The sequence below is a fragment of the Acidovorax sp. SUPP3334 genome, from assembly GCF_030159055.1.
Taxonomy (GTDB): Bacteria; Pseudomonadota; Gammaproteobacteria; order Burkholderiales; family Burkholderiaceae_C; genus Paracidovorax.
Genome location: NZ_BQXQ01000022.1, coordinates 19454 through 35448, shown reverse-complemented (window position 1 = coordinate 35448; position 15995 = coordinate 19454). Strand labels below are relative to the sequence as shown.

Genomic DNA, 15995 nt, shown 5'->3' with positions numbered 1-15995 from the left:
CGGCGCCCAAGTGCGGCGCCTGTCCTTGCGGGCTCACAGCGTTTTGCGAAGCCGGTGCCTTGCGCCGTCCAGCAGCTCAGGCACTTCCTCTTGCGCAGCCCGCAGGCTCAGGCCGGGCGTCATCTCGCGGGCCACACCCACGGCCAGCGTGTCATTGAGCAGGCTGCGCCGAGCCCTCAGCAGGCTGGGAGATGCCGCCAGCGCATCGCTGGGTACTCCGAATCGCACAGCCTTGGCGGTGTCGACCGTTCGGTCGAGCTTCGTCTGAACCCTCAACTCGAAAGCCCGGCTGATGACCGGCATGCCTCGATAGGTGAGCTCGGGGGGACAGCGGTAATCGGGCGCAATCGTCGTGCGGGCTTGCAAAAACATCGCGCTCAACCCATTGGCAGAATTCGCGATGAGCCAATCCGTCTCGGCTTTGGCAGCCAGTCCGGAGGCTTGAGAAAAGTTGAATTGAGGCCGGGTGCTTCGGGGAATGTCCGACAGTTGGCCGTCGGACGCGAACACCGCTGGACCGTCCATCCAGGGGTCCATGACCAGCGCGAACGCATTGCCGGGGTGGGTTTCTTCGCGCCACTCCGCCCAGACATGGCCGATCTGGAGAGAAATCACCTGGTAGAGCGCCTCATTTTGCTGCAGGTGCGGTGCGTGCAACATCACGCTCAGCGCAGCTTGATCGTCACATGTGCCCGCCTGCGCAAACAGTGCAGCCGTCGCCCGTGCCTGAACAGGCGGCCATCCGGCGAACTGCGTCAGGTGATAGGTCATGGAGTGGCACGCCAGACTTCTGCGTGAACTCTCGCCCCATGTGCGCTCGACATCGGCGGCCACGTTGCCTCGTCCCCAGGGCAGCATGCCGCGAACCATATCGACCGTGCGATTGGCCAGCCGCAGCCGTGCCAGATCCTGGCCTTCCACCACCCGGCCGTCGATGGCGCGGGCCATCACGTAGGCGCGCAGCCGGGCATCATTTCGCGGAGGCATCAGCTCGCGGGACGGGGCAATGGTTTGACGCGGAGGAAGCCCTTCCGACGAGGGCGCGCGCGCAGACAGCGCTGCAGCAGAAGCAGCGCGGGCAGGGGCGGCAGGCGCGGCAGGGGCCGAAGTGAGGGCTCGCGCCGTATCGGCAGCAGGGGCTGCAGCACGGTGTGCATGCTGTGCGTTGCGGGCCGAAAGAGGCGTGACCATGGCTGCTCCGATTCGTAAATAGCTCAGTGCCGCATGAGCTTGGCCCCAATGGGGACTTTCGCGAAAGCGATCCTGCGAACGCGCCCACTCCCTTGCGAAGTGAAATTGCTTGATTGCACCCACGCTGTCATAGCGCCGTCACGCCGCCCAGCTCCAACACCATGAAATCGATTACATGGCATGACCTCACCCCGCTCTTCCCCGTTGACCATTCAGGACGTCGCCCGCGAAGCAGGGGTTTCGGTCGCCACCGTATCCCGCGCCTTCAACCTGCCGGACAAGGTCATCCCCGCCACACGCGACCTGGTGTTCGGCGTGGCCGAACGGCTGGCCTACGGGCGGCTGGATACCGCGCCCTATCTGCACCAGGCGGTGGAAACGGTGCTGCGGTTGCCGCAGCGGCCCGACGCCATCGTCATTACCGGCGATCTCACCGACTTCGGGCGGTCGGCGGAGTATGCCCACCTGCGCGAGCTGCTGGCACCGCTCGGAGCCGTGCCGCTCTACCTGCTGCCCGGCAACCATGACGACCGCACCCAACTGCGCGCGAGCTTTCCCGAGCACGCGTACCTGGGCGAAGAAGGGTTCGTGCAATACAGGGTGCCTGTGGGCGGACTGCAGCTCATCGCGCTCGACACCGTGGTGCCGGGCGCCAGCGAAGGAGGCCTTTGCCAGGCACGGCTCGCCTGGCTGGAGCAGCAGCTGGAGGCGTACCACGGACAGCCGGTCGTGATCGCAATGCACACCCGCCCTTTCGCACGCTCATCGGCCACATGGACGCCATCGGCCTGCTCGAAGGCGCCCAGGCCCTGGAGGCCATCGTGGTACGGCACCCCAATGTGGAACGGGTCGTTTGCGGCCACCTGCACCGCGCCATCCAGGTGAGGTTCGGGGCACCCTGGCAACGACCGTGCCTTGGCCCGCGCACCAGGTCTGCCTGGACCTGGCGGAGGATGCGGCATCGGCCTGGACGCTGGAGCCACCTGGCTTTGCGCTGCATGCCCTGCCCCGAGGCAGCCGCATGGTGAGACATACCGTGGCCAGCGGTTCCTACCCTGGGCCTTACCCGTTCCACGAAGCGGGGCAGTTGATCGATTGATCGATTGGTCGATGAAGCGCCTCGGCGTCCAGGCCGCAGCGGCTGGACGAGGCTTTCAAAAAAACTCGGCCGTTCATCATGGTTTCGAAAAAATTTCAGCCTCGGTGTAGCCTTCGATCCTAGTCAGATGTTCCATACCGTTGCGCATCCGGGCTTTGATCGCACTGACCGACTTTGCCAGTTCATCGAACTTTTCATCGGGCCTGACGGCGGCGGCGGCCTCCCACTTTTTGAACTGAGGCCAGTCCAATCGGCCTGCCGGCGCTTCACCGTTCAACTGCGCCACCAGATCGGCATGGCCTTGCAGTACGTGGCTTTTCGTGGCGAGCACCTTTTCCAGCGCATCGATTTTCCGGCGCATCGCACGCACGTTTCCAACGAGGTCCAGCGCCCCACTGGTGTGGTGGCCCATGTTCAAGCGGCTCAGCGCCAGCAGGTCCGTGGCCATTTCATGCCGGCTTCTGTCGGCTTCCTCCAAGGCCAACTCGGCGGGAGATTCAGCCGCTGTCGTTTTATCGATCGGTGTGGACTCGGGCCCTTTGGGAAGTGATGTTTCAACGGCAGCCAGATCGGCAGCCTTTGTCTGTGGCTCTAAACGCGCTGCCAAGGCATCCGCCTTCACTGGCGCATCCTCGTTCTTCTGAGGGCTGACTTCGGATTTGGCTGGCGTAGCGATTTCGGTATCGCTGTCCACGTCAGAACTCCAGTCCGCCTGAGCGTCCAGATAGTCCTCGGTATCCGACCCATCGCCGCCGGAGTCAGGACCTGCATCAAGACGTACCTGCATGCTGCTGACGGCTGCCGCAGCCGCCTGGAACGCCGCTTCCAGCTCGACCGACGCCGCCTGAGCCCAGCTTTCATATCGCTCAGGTTCCGCGTGGCCGTCCAGGTGATTCAGCTGCATGCGCAGCTTTGCCTGCGCCGTGAAGGCTGCGTCTCTTTGCTTCAGCATGCCTTGCAGATTCTCGACATGGCCCCGCAAGGCCGCAAAGTTTTCCTGAGCCGATTTCTCCTTGTCATCGACATACCGCATCGGCTGTCCCGATATCTTGAGAATCCCCTTTGCAGCCAGGTCCAGTCGGGGGATGTCATTTGCCGACGGCTTCGCTACGCCGACCGCAGGCGTTTTCGAAGCCTGCTCGGCCCCCGACTTCGGAGACTGAATCCAGATCCCGGTATTCGACCGGGGGCGGGAATGGGGCGCCGAGTGCAATGTGGCCGTCCCGGAGTCCTTGGCTGGCGTGCCCTGCGCACCGACCCGCCCCTTCAAGGGCCCCGCCCCTGGCATGGAACTGGATTTGCGCGATGAAACGGCTTCCTTGCCGCGCACCGGGTCGGAACGTACCACCGGCTTGGACGGTGTGATATCGACGATGTGGACCATGGCTTGTGCTTCTCCCTTTGAATGTTTGAGTTGGAAGGCCGAGCGTAGGAACAAGGATTCCCAACCGCACCCCAACCCCGAAGCCGATGCCGGAAAGGCGAATCCACTTCACCGCCGCGCGCCCGCGCCTCAGACCCGGCGCAGCCTGCGGTTGCTGGCCGATTGCTATGGATTCAGGAGTATGCTGTCACTCTCGGGAAGGCAGCCGGGCGAGGAGCCCTGCGCAGCGCCCCCGGATGAAGCATCCGACCCATTTCATGAAGCACCTGTTGAATCTGCTGGCCGCCGTGGCACTGCTGGTCTGGGGCACCCACCTGGTGCGCACCGGCGTGCTGCGTGTGTTCGGCGCGAACCTGCGCACCATGCTGGCACGCAGCATGGGCAACCGCTTCACGGCGGCGCTCTCGGGCATCGGCGTGACGGCCCTGGTCCAGTCGAGCACGGCGACCTCGCTCATGACCTCGTCGTTCGTGGGCCAGGGGCTCATCACCTTGCCCGCCGCACTGGCGGTGATGCGCGGGGCCGACGTGGGCACGGCGCTCATGTCCGTGCTGTTCTCCACCGATCTCTCCTGGCTGTCGCCGCTGTTCATCTTCGTGGGGGTGGTGCTGTTCATCACCCGCCAGTCCAGCTCGGCCGGGCGCGTGGGGCGCGTGCTCATCGGGCTGGGGCTGATGCTGCTGGCGCTTGAAATGGTCGTGCAGGCCAGCGGCCCCATGCTCGCGTCACCCATCATCAAGGCCATGCTCGGCTCGCTCAACAGCGACATCGTGATGGAGATCGTCATGGGTGCGGTGCTGGCGGTGATCGCCTATTCCAGCCTGGCCATCGTGCTGCTCATCTCGGCCATGGCGGCCTCGCACGTGGTGCCGCTGGACGTGGCCCTGGGCCTGGTGCTCGGAGCCAACCTGGGCAGCGGCCTGCTGGCGGTGCTCACCACCGCCAAGTCGGCCGTCGAAGTGCGGCAGGTCACGGTGGGCAATCTCGTGTTCAAGCTGATGGGCGTCGTGCTGGTGGCGCCTTTCGTCGGGCTGTGGCTGCGCTACGTACAGCCCCAGATGCCGGGCACGGCACAGGGTGTGGTGCTGTTCCACCTGGGCTTCAACGTGATCATCAGCCTGGGGTTCATCGCGTTCACGCAGTGGGTGGCCACCTGGGTGACACGGCTGCTGCCCAAGCCGGCGGGCGCCCAGAGCCTGCGGCCGCATCACCTGGACCCGTCCGCCCTTTCCACGCCTTCGCTCGCCATTTCCTGCGCTGCCCGAGAGGCTCTGCACCAGGCCGACGTGGTCGAGACCATGCTGCTGGGCGTGCTCGACGTCATCAAGAAAAACGACGTCCAGCTGGCCGAGCGGCTGCGCAAGATGGACGACGAGGTGGACGAGCTCTACTCGTCCATCAAGTACTACCTGACCAAGATCTCTCGCGAAGCCCTGGGCGAGGAAGAAAGCCGCCGCTGGACCGACATCATCAGCTTCACCATCAACATGGAGCAGATCGGCGACATCATCGAACGCGTTCTGCTGGACATCGAAGACAAGAAGATCAAGAAGGGCCGCCAGTTCTCCGAAGCCGGCATGGCCGAGATCACCGAGCTGCACGAGCGTCTGATCAACAACCTGCGGCTGGGCATGAGCGTGTTCCTCAACGGCACCGTGCGCGATGCGCAAAAGCTGCTGGAAGAAAAAGCCCGCTTTCGGGACCTGGAGCGCGCGTATGCGGCCACCCACCTGGTCAGACTCTCCGACAAGACGCTGCAAAGCATGGAGACGAGTTCGCTGCACATCGACCTGATCAGCGAGCTCAAGCGCATCAACTCGCACATCTGCTCCATCGCCTACCCCATCCTGGACTCGGCCGGCGCCCTCGCGCCCAACCGCCTGCGCACGGCCACTGGCGCGGCGCAGGATGCCGCGATCGGAAAATGACGGGTTCGCCCCAGGGCAAGCACCCCTCCGATGGCCACCGCCGCCGCAGCAGCAGCGGCCTGCGGCAGGCCCCGTGAAGCCATCGTCGGAACCGTTGGCGACGATGCCGCCGGCGAGGTTCAGCGCCGTGGTGGCACTGCGCTATAACAGGTCCGCAACGACCGCCTGAAGGTGCCGCCCGGCGAAGAACAGGACTGACGGGGTTTGAGCGGTGCAGGCCCTGGCACACCACTCATCCCGTTACGGGGCCTTGGAGGTTTCGGCCGCGCGGACCGTCGCCGCATTGGCGGCGATGCGGTCCGCGGCGGCCATCCCTTCCGGCCGGCGGGCGTAGCGCTGGGCCAGTACCGCGCACACCATGAGCTGCATCTGGTGGAACACCATCAGCGGGAGCACGATGGCGCCGACGGCATGCGAGGCGAACAGCACCTTGGCCATGGGTACGCCACTCGCCAGGCTTTTCTTGGAGCCGCAGAACACGATGGTGATTTCGTCCTCCTTCGAAAACCCGAGGCGCCGGCTGATCCAGGTCGTGGCCGTCAGAGCAATCGCCAGAACCACCGCACACACGGCAAGCAGGCCCGCCAGAGCCGGCAGCGGAATCTGCCGCCACAGGCCCTCGATCACGGCGGCACTGAAGGCGGTATAGACCACCAGCAGGATCGAGCCCTGATCCACGAACTTCAGCACGGCCGCCCGGCGCTGAATGAAGCCGCTGATCCAGGGGCGCATCAGATGGCCCGCCAGAAACGGCATGAACAACTGCAGCGTGATGCGTCCGATGCTGGCCAGCAGGTCATGCGAGCCGCCAGCGCCGCCCGCAGCGCCGTGCGCCGCCGGAACACCGGGCAGCAGCACGCCCACCAGCAGCGGCGTGATCACGATGCCCAGCAGCGTCGAGCCCGACGCGGCGCACACGGCAGCCGGCATGTTGCCCCGCGCCATGGCCGTGAAGGCGATGGCGGACTGCACGGTGGCGGGCAGCACGCAAAGAAAGAGCACACCCAGATAGAGCTCCGGCGTCACCAGCGGCTGCAACACGGGGCGCAGCGCCCAACCGATGAGCGGAAACAGCACGAAGGTGGAGGCCACCACCACGAGGTGCAGGCGCCAGTGCGACAACCCGGCCACGATGGCCTCGCGAGACAGCTTGGCGCCGTGCAGGAAAAACAGCAGCGCCACGGCAGCCACCGTGGCCTGTTCGAAGCCGTGGGCCACGCCCCCTGAGGCGGGCAGCAGACTCGCCAGGGCCACCGTGCCGAGCAGCGCGAGGGTGAAATTGTCGGGAAGGAAGCGGGAGCGGGCCATGGAGAGCGGAGCCTTTGCAATCGAATTGGCCGCCATTAGGCCAGCGCAACCATCCAAAGAGAAATGGATTTATCTGATGGTTTTATGATTCCGAATCATGAATATCACGCTGCGCCAACTCCATGTCTTTCGCGCGGTCGCCGCCACGCGCCACTTCAGCCGTGCGGGCGAGCAGATCGGCCTCACGCAACCCGCCGTGAGCCGCTGCATCACCGAGCTGGAAGCGCAACTGGGCCTGCAACTGCTCAACCGAACCACGCGCGAGGTCGAACTGACCGAAGCGGGCCGCAGCCTGGCGGCCCGCCTGGAGCGCGTGCTGGAAGACCTGGACACCGTGCTGCTGGACGTTCGCGGGATGGCGTCCGAACGGCGGGGCCGGGTGCGCGTGGCCAGCAGCCCCACGCTCTCGGCGCACCTGATGCCCGATTGCATCGCCCGCTGCCAGCGCGAGATTGCGGGCCTGCAGATCGTGCTGCTGGACCGCATCCAGAACGACGTGCTGGCCAGCGTGCTGTCGGGCGAGGTGGATTTCGGCGTGGTGGTCGATCCCGGCGACCGCGAGGCGCTCACCTGCGAGGCGATTCTGACCGAGCCTTTTTGCGTGGCCTGCCCGCCCGGGCACGCCCTGGCACGCAGGCGCAGCGTGCGCTGGACCGACCTGGAAGGCCAGCCGCTGGTGCTGCTCGATCACGCCTCCGGCAGCCGCCGCCTCATCGACCAGGCGCTGGCCGCGCATGGCGTGACGGCCACCGTGGCGCAGGAAGTCGGCCACCCGACCACGATCTTTCGCATGCTGGGTGCGGGCCTGGGCATTTCGGTGGTTCCCACGCTCGCCCTGCCGCCCGAGGGCCTGCCCGGCGTGGCCGTGCGCCCGCTGCGCCCGCGCGTGGACCGGGAAATCGTGCTCATCCACCGCCGCAACCGGGCACTGGCGCCGGTGGCGAAGGCCGCGTGGGACTTGGTGCGAACGGTGGCTCAGGAGCGGCAGGCAAAAAATCCGTCCCGGGCAGAGCCGAGGCATTCGACCCGCGCGACGCCGTAAAACCTGCAGCGCCAGGCCTTCGAAACCCGCTCTCGACCGTTTGCGTCGGCCCCCTAACGCCGAGGCGCAGGCCCCGCGTCGTAATTGCGGTCCTGGATGGGCCCGCTGCGTCCAAAGGTACGCCCGCTCGCTGGCGTGGCGGCTTCGGCGGAAGCGCCGCCTTGGGCGTTCGCGCCTGGGTTCACCATGTGTTGATAAAACTCCTTTGCAGCGGGCGTGTCGAACATCATGGTTTGCAGGTTGGGGTCGAAAGAATCCTGACGCTCGAGCCTCGGCGGCGCAGAAGGCACAGAGGCCGTCGGCCTTTCCGTTTTCGGTTTGGGCGTATAGCTGCTGGGCGCATATTCACCCCCCATCGCGGCCGCCTGCGCCATCAACTGCTGATGCCGTTGCTCTTTGACGCTGAGCGGGCGGTCCGAAGACGGCTCCCCATCGATCCGCGTGCGGGGGCGAGCACCCTGCTCCGACGCGATGACGCCCGATTGGGCACGAGAAGAGGGCATTCCCGATGGAGCGGCATGCGAATGGCGCGATGTCTTTCCCGACGAACTCCCGGAGGATTTGCCCGACCCCTCTTTCGGATGGGCCTGCGTGTCGCTCGACTTGCGGCCTATGCCTAACTTATGGGTGATGCCGTTGAACATGGGAATCCTTGCGCGGAGTGTGGAACATGCCTTCACTTTATGCATGCGCCCGATGAGCGCTGAGGCCATGCGAAACAGTGCATTGCCAAACGCAGCCGGCTGGGCTTGGCCTCACTTCTGCGGCCAGTAGAACCCTGCCAGCACCAGCGCCGCTTCCGGCGTGAAGTCGCAGCGCGCCAGCCGCGCATGCACCTGGGCAGCGGCCAGCAGCTCGAACCGCTCCACTTCCCCATCCTGATTCTCGGGTGCCAGGCCCTCGGGCACGGTGGCGTGGAACCAGTCGATGCGCTCGACCATGTAGCCCGCGCCCTCGCCGTCGTCGCTGGGCCGGGCGAAGTCCACATGGCCGCCGTGGACCACGTCTTGCAACGCAGCGATGCGCAGGCCCGCCTCTTCCCAGGTTTCGCGTTCGAGCGCGGTATCCAGGGTATCGGCGGCGCTGACCATGCCTCCCATCAGCGTGTCCCATCGGCCGGGGTGGGTGGGCTTGTCGAAGGCCCGTTGCTGCACCCACATGCGGCCATCCGGCGCGATGGCCACGAGGTGCACGGCGCGGGTGGCGATGCCCAGCACGCGCACTGCGCCGCGTTCCACCGTGCCGATGCGCTCGCCCGCCGCGCTGCACACCGCCAGTTGCTCATCGCGCCAGGGGCCGCAGCGCCCTGCGCGGCGCAAGGCATCGGCCAGCAGCGCGAGGGCGGCGCTGGCGTCACCGGCCGCGCTGTCGAGGTGCCAGCCTGCCACACCGTAATGCTCTCTTTTCGATAGCATTACAGGCATGTTTTCCGGCGGCATGGCGATGATTTCATCCAGAACGCCCTCGGCCACGCTGCCGACGATCCGGCCGGCCACGGCGAAGGGCAGGCGCGCTGCCGCAGCAGGCCGCTGGGCCAGCGCACGCGCGGCCGGCAGCCAGCCCGGGGCGGTGGGCGCGAGGGCGCTCATGACAGGGTGAGGACGGTGCAGCCCGTGGTCTTGCGCGCTTCCAGGTCGCGGTGTGCCTGCTCCACGTCGCGCAGGGCATAGCGCTGCTCGATGTGGATCTTGACGGCGCCGCTTTGCACCACCGCGAACAAATCGTCCGCCATGGCCTGCGTGGCTTCGCGCGTGGCGATGTGGGTGAACAGGGTCTGCCGCGTCACGTAGAGCGATCCCTTGGCGCCCAGCGCGCCGGGCGCGAATGGGGCCACGGGGCCCGACGCATTGCCGAACGTGGCCATGAGGCCGAACGGCCGCAGGCATTCGAGCGACTTCTCCCAGGTGTCCTTGCCCACCGAGTCGTACACCACCTTCACGCCCTTGCCGCCGGTGATGTCCTTCACGCGGGCGGCGAAGTCCTCGGTGCGGTAATTGATGGCATGCGCCGCGCCGTTGGCCAGGGCCAACCGGCACTTCTCGTCGCTGCCGGCGGTGCCGATGAGCTGCAGGCCCAGCGCCTTGGCCCACTGGCAGGCGATGAGGCCGACGCCCCCGGCCGCAGCATGAAAGAGCACGTGATCGCCCGGCTGCAGGCCCTCGGCGGGCAGCGTCTTCTTGAGCAGGTACTGCGCCGTCAGGCCCTTGAGCATCATGGCCGCGCCGGTCTCGAAGCCGATGGCGTCGGGGAGCTTGCAGACGGTCTTGGCGGGCATCAGGCGCACTTCGGCGTAGCTGCCGGGCGGGTTGCTGGCGTAGGCGGCACGGTCGCCGGCCTTCAGGTGGGTGACGCCCTCGCCCACGGCTTCCACGATGCCGGCGCCTTCCATGCCGATGGCGGCCGGCATCTGCAGCGGATACAGCCCGGTGCGGTGGTACACGTCGATGAAGTTCAGGCCCACGGCATGGTGGTGGATGCGGATTTCGCCCGGACCGGGCTCGCCGACGGTGACATCGACGATCTGAAGTTCTTCGGGGCCGCCATGCTGGCGGATCTGAACGGCAAGGCTCATGGAAACACTCCTGCGAGAAAGAGGAAAGATGAAAAACCGGGCAACGGAAAGCCCGCGAATCCTGCCATGTTTCCCCCCGTTTTGCCGAAGGCGAGACGCTACAGTCCAGCCCCATGACGCAACGACTCACCCCCGGCACCATCGCCCTTTTGGCCACCGCGCCGCTCCTGTGGGCCGGCAATGCGGTGGTGGGGCGGATGGTCCACACCCTGGTGCCTCCCGTCACGCTGAACTTCATCCGCTGGGCCCTGGCGTTTCTGGTGTTGCTGCCGCTGGCGTTTTTGCTGATCGTGAGCGGCATCGTGGCTTCGTCACGGCCGCAGAAGGTACCGGGGGGCGAGGCCTTGAAGGCCTGACAGCGCCTGGAGGGCTGGAGGGCTGGAGGGCTGGAGGGCTGGAGTTTGAGACTTGGAGTCAAAAAGGCCTCCAGCGCAATCAAATCAACGGCATATTGCTATATAAAAAATAGCAAATCTCTGTGATGCCGTGGGTCCATGGCCTGCCGCCAGGCCGCTCAGAGCGGACCGGGCGCCGGTGAGATCGGCGTGGCGCTGTCGCCGAAGCGCTCCACCAGTTCGGCCACGGGCAGGGGGCGCGCGAACAGGTAGCCCTGGTAGAGATCGCAGCCGTGCTGGGCCAGAAAGTCTTTCTGCTCGGCGGTTTCCACGCCTTCCGCGATCACCTGCAGTTCCAGGTTGCGGGCCATGCCGATGATGGTCTGCACGATCACGTCGTCGGTGGGCCGCACGCCCAGGTTGCGCACGAACGACTGGTCGATCTTGAGCTGGTGCAGCGGAAGCCGGGTGAGGTAGGCCAGCGAGGAATAGCCCGTGCCGAAATCGTCCACCGAGAACCGCACGCCCTTGGTGCGCAGCAGGTGCATCTTGGCGACCGAGTCTTCCACGTTGTCCAGCACCAGCGATTCGGTCAGCTCCAGTTCCAGCAGGTGCGGGCGGACGCCGGTTTCCTGGATCACCTCCACCACGCCCGCAACGAAGTCGGGATGGCGGAACTGCCGCGCGCTCACGTTCACCGACACGTGCAGGTTTCGCAGGCGCGGGTCGCGCTGCCACTCGGCCAGTTGTTCGCAGGCCGTGCGCAGCACCCACATGCCGATGGGCACGATCAGCTCGCTTTCCTCGGCCACGGCGATGAAGTGCCCGGGCGCCACCAGGCCGCGCTCCGGGTGCTGCCAGCGCAGCAGCGCTTCGGCGCCCACCACGGTGCCGGGCAAGGTGAACTGCGGCTGGTAGTGCAGCACGAACTGGTTTTGCTGGATGGCGGTCTGCAGGTCCAATTCGAGCTGCGCGCGCTGGGTGATGACCACCTGCATCTGCGGGTCGAAAAAGCACAGGCCATGGCCCCGGCGGGCCTTGACCTGGTACATGGCGATGTCGGCCTGCTTGAGCAGCTCGGCCGCCGATTGCCGCGAATCGCCGAACACGGTGGCGCCGATGCTGCAGTTGCTGTGGTGCGTCTGCGACCGCAGCTGGTAGGGCTTGCTGAGCGCCAGCAGGATCTTCTCGCCGATGCGCCGCGCCAGCGTGGCGGCTTCCTGCGGATCGCGTGCCAGGTCGCACAGCATGACCACGAACTCGTCGCCGCCCAGCCGCGCCACGGTGTCGGTGGTGCGCACGCACTCTTTCAGGCGCAATGCCACCTGCTGCAGCAGCAGATCGCCCACTTCGTGGCCCTGGGTGTCGTTGAGGGTCTTGAAGTGGTCCAGATCGAGAAACAGCAGCGCCCCCAGTTCGCGCGAGCGCGATGCCGTGGCGGCGGCCTGGTTCAGCCGGTCCAGCAGCAGGCGCCGGTTCGGCAGGCCGGTCAGCAGGTCGTAGAAGGCGAGGTTCTCGATCTCGGCGCTGGCCAGGCGCAGGTCGGTGACGTCGTGGTACGAAATCATGAGCCCGCCTTCGGGCGTGGCGCGCTCGGTGATCTGGATGAAATGGCCGTTGGGCAGCATCTGCTCGTGCGTGCCGTCGGGGTGGTGCTGCAGGGCCACGCGCTGCTCGACCCATTCGCGACGCTGGCCTTCGCCGCTGTCGGGCAGGTGGTGCAGCACGGTCGCCTCCAGCAGGGTGCGGAACGGCAGCCCCTCGGCCATGACGCCGCGCAGCCACGGAAAGATCTCCTCGAAGCGGCGGTTCCACTGCAGCACCTCCTGCTGGCGGCCCAGCAGCACGAAGCCGGTCACCATGGACCCGAGCGCCTGGTCGAGCGTGGACTTGGAACTGGCCAGGGCGAACCGCGCGCGGTTCATGCGGTTGAGGTACGCGATGGTGGCCAGCCCCGCAGCCGCCACGGTGGCGCCGAACAGCACGGCCACGAGCACGATGGCATTGCGCTCGCTGCGCCACGGCGCCAGCGCCGCTTCCTGCGGCAGGCTGGCCGAAATCCAGAAGTCCGGATACAGAATGGGCCGCGCCACCACCAGCGCCGAGACGCCGGTAATGCGCGCGCCCTGCCCCCAGGCGCTGATCGGCGTTCCCACCTCGCTCAAGGGGTGTACGCGGGCACGGTGGCGTGCATCGCCCCGGCCCGAAAAGCCCAGCAGCATCTGCCCCTGCCCCCGCTCCAGCGTGATCTCCAGGCCCGAGATGTCCACCGCCTGCGTCAGCACCGACACCAGCATGCTCGTCGGCACCTGGGCGATGGCCACCAGCCGCGTGCCGACCGGCGACCGGACATGGCGGGCCACGTACACCACGCGCTCGGAGCTGGAGAAGCTCACCGTGGGCACGCTGATGGCGAGCGTGGGCACGGCCTGCCCCATGACCTCATCGAAAAATCCCGAAGGCAGGTCCAGCCCCACGCGCACGCCGGCCGCGTCCGACGAGGCGACCACCTTGCGCTGCCCGTCCATCAGCGCCACGTAGCGCACCATGAGGTTCTGGCGCGCCGCCGTGCGCAGCAGCTGGCTCACCGAGCCGGGCCCGCCGGGCTCGTGCATCTGTTCGCGCAGCGCCATCAAGTCGGCGGTGCTGGCCAGCAGCACGTCCAGCCCGAGCAGCGCGCGGTTGACCGCGGCTTCGGCGCCGGTGGTGAAGCGAGTGACCTGCGCCTCGCTCTCCATGAGCGCGGAGTGGCGCGTGGTCCACACCAGCCAGACCGCGGACACGGCGAGGGCGAGCAGGAAGACGGCCACCACACCGCTGATGGCCGCCTGAATGTGTCGGGGAACGGCCTTCATCAAGGCGCCCGGGGAGCGGGGATGCCGCGCGCAGGGCCGACCGTACGGTTCCACAGATCGACGCAGGCCGGGCCGCAGCGCCGCTGCCAGTTCGCCAGCACCGTGGTGCGCAGGATCTCGGCGCGGCGCATGTCGTCCGCCGCCGAAACCGGCACCACCATCATCGAGCCGCGAGCGCCCTTCTGGCACGAGGGACGGCCGGTGTTGCAGGCCAGGCCTTCGGAGGTTTCGCGCTCGGCATCGGCCCAGATGGCGGCCTCCAGCCGGGGCAGCTCGCGTTGCAGCAGGGCGCGCAGGTCGGCAGGCAGCGAGTTCCAGATGTCCCGGTTGGCGCCGAAGATCGACAGGCCCCAGGTCAGCGGCATCGGGTAGACGTACTGGGTCACTTCATAAAGGCCCATGGTGTTGCCCGACATGGTGCCGGTCACCGCGCACTCGCTGTCGCCGGCCTTCAGGCTCGCCACCATCTGGCCGAAGCCCGTGTGCACCGGAATGCCACCGAGGGCGCTGATGAAGTCCGCCTGCGAGGCCGACGCCACCCGGATGCGGCGTCCCGACAGGTCGGAGAGCCCGGTCATGGCGTTCTTGCAGAAGATCACCTGGGCGGGATACACATAGATGGCCAGCATCTCCATGCCGTGCTCCTGCCGCAACGCGCTTTGCAGATAGGGGCGAAAGGCCGCCACCGTGGCGCGCAGGCTGGCGATGTCGGGGTTGAGGCCGGGAAGATCGGGCGCCGTGTACTGCGGGTACTGCGCCGTGAGGGAACTCATGAGGGTGGTGCCGAAGGGCACCACGCCCAGCTCGACCAGCCGCAGCATCTCCATGCCCGGCACGCCTGCCCGATCGAACGGCACGATGGTGGCGGAAAACCGGCCGTTGCTCAGTTTGGCCAGCTCCTGCGTCCAGAACGGGGCCTCGCGCTCCTGATACTGGGACAACGCCCCGAGACTGCCCACCACCCGCAGCATGAAGGGTGCCGACACCGGCGCGGGCGCCGGGCCCTTCGCCGCCGTGGAGCCCTCCCCCGTACCGGCCTTGGCCGGCGCGGGGCTTTGCGCGACTCCCGGCAAAGGGGTGCAGCAGAGCCAGGCCAGTGCCAGGCGGCACAGTGCGCGGGTCAGGAAATGGTGTTGCATGAAGGAACGCCGTAGTTCTTGTTGCCGTGTCGCCGCCAGAGATTTCTCCATCCCCGGCTTTTGTACCATCTTGCTTCGATTTGACCAATGGGGGCGTGCTCTCGGCGCGCCGTGGTTTACAACACCCTGGCAGACGGCGTTCCCGGCCCGGCCGCGGCTCAGAGCCAGCCCGCCCGCCGAAAGCGGTAATACAGGTAGCCGCACACGCCCAGGATCAGCAACAGCGCCGCCGGGTAGCCATAGGTCCACTTCAGTTCGGGCATGCCTTCGAAGTTCATGCCCCAGATGCCGGCGAACGCGGTGCAGACCGCGAAGATGCTGGCCCAGGCCGCGAGGCGCTTGGTGATCTCGTTCTCTTCGATCGTCACCATCGACAGGTTCACCTGGATGGCCGTGCCGATGGTGTCGCGCATCGCGTCGATGGAGCCGTTGATGCGGCTCAGGTGGTCGAGCACGTCGCGAAAATAATCCTGAGAGCCCATGCACACCTGGGGCACCCGGCCACCGTGCAATTTGCCCACGCCTTCCAGCAGCGGCGCGACGGCGCGCTTGAGCACCATGGCGCGGCGCTTGAGCTCGTACAGCCGCTGGATGTTGTTGTGCGGTGCGCCCTTGGTGAAGATCTGCTGCTCGATCTGCTCCAGCTCCACCTCCAGCGCATCGATCACCGGAAAGTAGCGGTCCACCACCGCGTCCATCAATGCATACAGAACGAAGCCCGCACCGGTGCGCAGCAGTTCGGGCTGGCGCTCGCAGCGCTCGCGCACGCCCAGGAAACCCAGCTTGCTGCGGTTGCGCACCGAGAGCACGTAGTTGGCGCCCACGAACACATCGACCTCGCCCACGTTGACGCCACCGTGCCCGGCATCGGGCTCGACCAGGTGCAGCACCGCGAACAGCGAGTTGCCGTATTCCTCGATCTTGGGTCGCTGGTGGCCGTGCTGCGCATCCTCCACGGCGAGTTCGTGCAGGCCGAACTCCTTTTGCATCTCGTCCAGTTCCTGCGGCGTGGCATCGGCCAGCGCCACCCAGACGAAGCATCCGGGCAGGGAAACGTAATCACTGATGTGGTCGACCGAGATATCGGCCAGCTTGGCCCCGTTTTGGTAGGCAACGCAATTGATCAGCATCGGGGGGCAGTC

At 66.7% G+C, this 15995-nt stretch carries 11 protein-coding genes and 3 pseudogenes; 5 read left to right on the top strand and 9 right to left on the bottom strand.

Translation table 11 applies throughout. The features are described from left to right. Positions 1 to 33: 33 nt before the first annotated feature. Positions 34 to 987, bottom strand: coding sequence for a hypothetical protein (locus AVHM3334_RS13830; RefSeq protein WP_284413137.1), 954 nt, complete (start codon positions 985 to 987; stop codon positions 34 to 36). Between the two features lie 384 nt (positions 988 to 1371). On the opposite strand from AVHM3334_RS13830, the pseudogene AVHM3334_RS13825 reads away from it, so the two are divergent. Together AVHM3334_RS13825 and AVHM3334_RS13820 are read left to right on the top strand one after the other, a co-directional pair. After that, positions 1372 to 1467 (top strand): annotated as a pseudogene (locus tag AVHM3334_RS13825) (LacI family DNA-binding transcriptional regulator); the annotation flags it as partial. A 9-nt stretch (positions 1468 to 1476) separates the two neighbouring features. After that, positions 1477 to 2290 (top strand): annotated as a pseudogene (locus tag AVHM3334_RS13820) (phosphodiesterase). A 76-nt stretch (positions 2291 to 2366) separates the two neighbouring features. Here the strand turns inward: AVHM3334_RS13820 and AVHM3334_RS13815 are convergent. Beyond that, positions 2367 to 3674 (bottom strand): hypothetical protein, encoded by a 1308-nt coding sequence (locus AVHM3334_RS13815; RefSeq protein WP_284413135.1) that lies wholly within the window; start codon positions 3672 to 3674, stop codon positions 2367 to 2369. 257 nt (positions 3675 to 3931) lie between these two features. Here AVHM3334_RS13815 and AVHM3334_RS13810 point away from each other — a divergent pair, with 257 nt between their 5' ends. Then, complete coding sequence (locus AVHM3334_RS13810) at positions 3932 to 5602, top strand: Na/Pi cotransporter family protein (RefSeq protein WP_284413134.1); 1671 nt, start codon at positions 3932 to 3934, stop codon at positions 5600 to 5602. A gap of 240 nt (positions 5603 to 5842) precedes the next feature. Here AVHM3334_RS13810 and AVHM3334_RS13805 read toward each other — a convergent pair whose 3' ends face one another. Further along, positions 5843 to 6910, bottom strand: coding sequence for a bile acid:sodium symporter family protein (locus AVHM3334_RS13805; RefSeq protein WP_284413131.1), 1068 nt, complete (start codon positions 6908 to 6910; stop codon positions 5843 to 5845). 97 nt (positions 6911 to 7007) lie between these two features. Between AVHM3334_RS13805 and AVHM3334_RS13800 the strand changes: the two genes are divergently transcribed. Next, the gene (locus AVHM3334_RS13800) at positions 7008 to 7952 is read left to right on the top strand and encodes a LysR family transcriptional regulator (protein ID WP_284413129.1); all 945 of its coding nucleotides are present in this window, start codon (positions 7008 to 7010) and stop codon (positions 7950 to 7952) included. A gap of 53 nt (positions 7953 to 8005) precedes the next feature. Here the strand turns inward: AVHM3334_RS13800 and AVHM3334_RS13795 are convergent, their stop codons facing one another. From AVHM3334_RS13795 to AVHM3334_RS13785, 3 genes are all read right to left on the bottom strand, one after another. After that, positions 8006 to 8596 (bottom strand): hypothetical protein, encoded by a 591-nt coding sequence (locus AVHM3334_RS13795; protein ID WP_284413127.1) that lies wholly within the window; start codon positions 8594 to 8596, stop codon positions 8006 to 8008. Between the two features lie 111 nt (positions 8597 to 8707). Then, the gene (locus AVHM3334_RS13790) at positions 8708 to 9541 is read right to left on the bottom strand and encodes an NUDIX hydrolase (RefSeq protein WP_284413125.1); all 834 of its coding nucleotides are present in this window, start codon (positions 9539 to 9541) and stop codon (positions 8708 to 8710) included. Then, on the bottom strand, positions 9538 to 10524 hold the full coding sequence (locus tag AVHM3334_RS13785; RefSeq protein WP_284413123.1) for a quinone oxidoreductase family protein: 987 nt from the start codon (positions 10522 to 10524) through the stop codon (positions 9538 to 9540). Before AVHM3334_RS13785 ends, AVHM3334_RS13790 begins: the two co-directional genes overlap by 4 nt. A gap of 113 nt (positions 10525 to 10637) precedes the next feature. On the opposite strand from AVHM3334_RS13785, the pseudogene AVHM3334_RS13780 reads away from it, so the two are divergent. Beyond that, positions 10638 to 10802 (top strand): annotated as a pseudogene (locus AVHM3334_RS13780) (EamA family transporter); the annotation flags it as partial. 236 nt (positions 10803 to 11038) lie between these two features. Here AVHM3334_RS13780 and AVHM3334_RS13775 read toward each other — a convergent pair. The 3 genes from AVHM3334_RS13775 to corA form a co-directional block, all read right to left on the bottom strand. Next, the gene (locus AVHM3334_RS13775; RefSeq protein ID WP_284413121.1) at positions 11039 to 13714 is read right to left on the bottom strand and encodes a bifunctional diguanylate cyclase/phosphodiesterase; all 2676 of its coding nucleotides are present in this window, start codon (positions 13712 to 13714) and stop codon (positions 11039 to 11041) included. Then, positions 13714 to 14853, bottom strand: coding sequence for a TRAP transporter substrate-binding protein (locus AVHM3334_RS13770; RefSeq protein ID WP_502869912.1), 1140 nt, complete (start codon positions 14851 to 14853; stop codon positions 13714 to 13716). Before AVHM3334_RS13770 ends, AVHM3334_RS13775 begins: the two co-directional genes overlap by 1 nt. Before the next feature lie 158 nt (positions 14854 to 15011). Beyond that, positions 15012 to 15983, bottom strand: coding sequence for a magnesium/cobalt transporter CorA (corA, locus tag AVHM3334_RS13765; protein ID WP_284413119.1), 972 nt, complete (start codon positions 15981 to 15983; stop codon positions 15012 to 15014). Positions 15984 to 15995 lie beyond the last annotated feature (12 nt).

Excerpts from the sequence above, each read along its gene's own strand:
- AVHM3334_RS13790 (WP_284413125.1), bottom strand. The coding sequence starts at position 9,541 with ATGAGCGCCCTCGCGCCCACCGCCCCGGGCTGGCTGCCGGCCGCGCGT.
- AVHM3334_RS13795 (WP_284413127.1), bottom strand. The coding sequence starts at position 8,596 with ATGTTCAACGGCATCACCCATAAGTTAGGCATAGGCCGCAAGTCGAGC.
- AVHM3334_RS13810 (WP_284413134.1), top strand. The coding sequence starts at position 3,932 with ATGAAGCACCTGTTGAATCTGCTGGCCGCCGTGGCACTGCTGGTCTGG.
- AVHM3334_RS13800 (WP_284413129.1), top strand. The coding sequence starts at position 7,008 with ATGAATATCACGCTGCGCCAACTCCATGTCTTTCGCGCGGTCGCCGCC.
- AVHM3334_RS13830 (WP_284413137.1), bottom strand. The coding sequence starts at position 987 with ATGCCTCCGCGAAATGATGCCCGGCTGCGCGCCTACGTGATGGCCCGC.
- AVHM3334_RS13775 (WP_284413121.1), bottom strand. The coding sequence starts at position 13,714 with ATGAAGGCCGTTCCCCGACACATTCAGGCGGCCATCAGCGGTGTGGTG.
- AVHM3334_RS13805 (WP_284413131.1), bottom strand. The coding sequence starts at position 6,910 with ATGGCCCGCTCCCGCTTCCTTCCCGACAATTTCACCCTCGCGCTGCTC.
- AVHM3334_RS13770 (WP_502869912.1), bottom strand. The coding sequence starts at position 14,853 with ATGCAACACCATTTCCTGACCCGCGCACTGTGCCGCCTGGCACTGGCC.
- AVHM3334_RS13785 (WP_284413123.1), bottom strand. The coding sequence starts at position 10,524 with ATGAGCCTTGCCGTTCAGATCCGCCAGCATGGCGGCCCCGAAGAACTT.
- corA (WP_284413119.1), bottom strand. The coding sequence starts at position 15,983 with ATGCTGATCAATTGCGTTGCCTACCAAAACGGGGCCAAGCTGGCCGAT.
- AVHM3334_RS13815 (WP_284413135.1), bottom strand. The coding sequence starts at position 3,674 with ATGGTCCACATCGTCGATATCACACCGTCCAAGCCGGTGGTACGTTCC.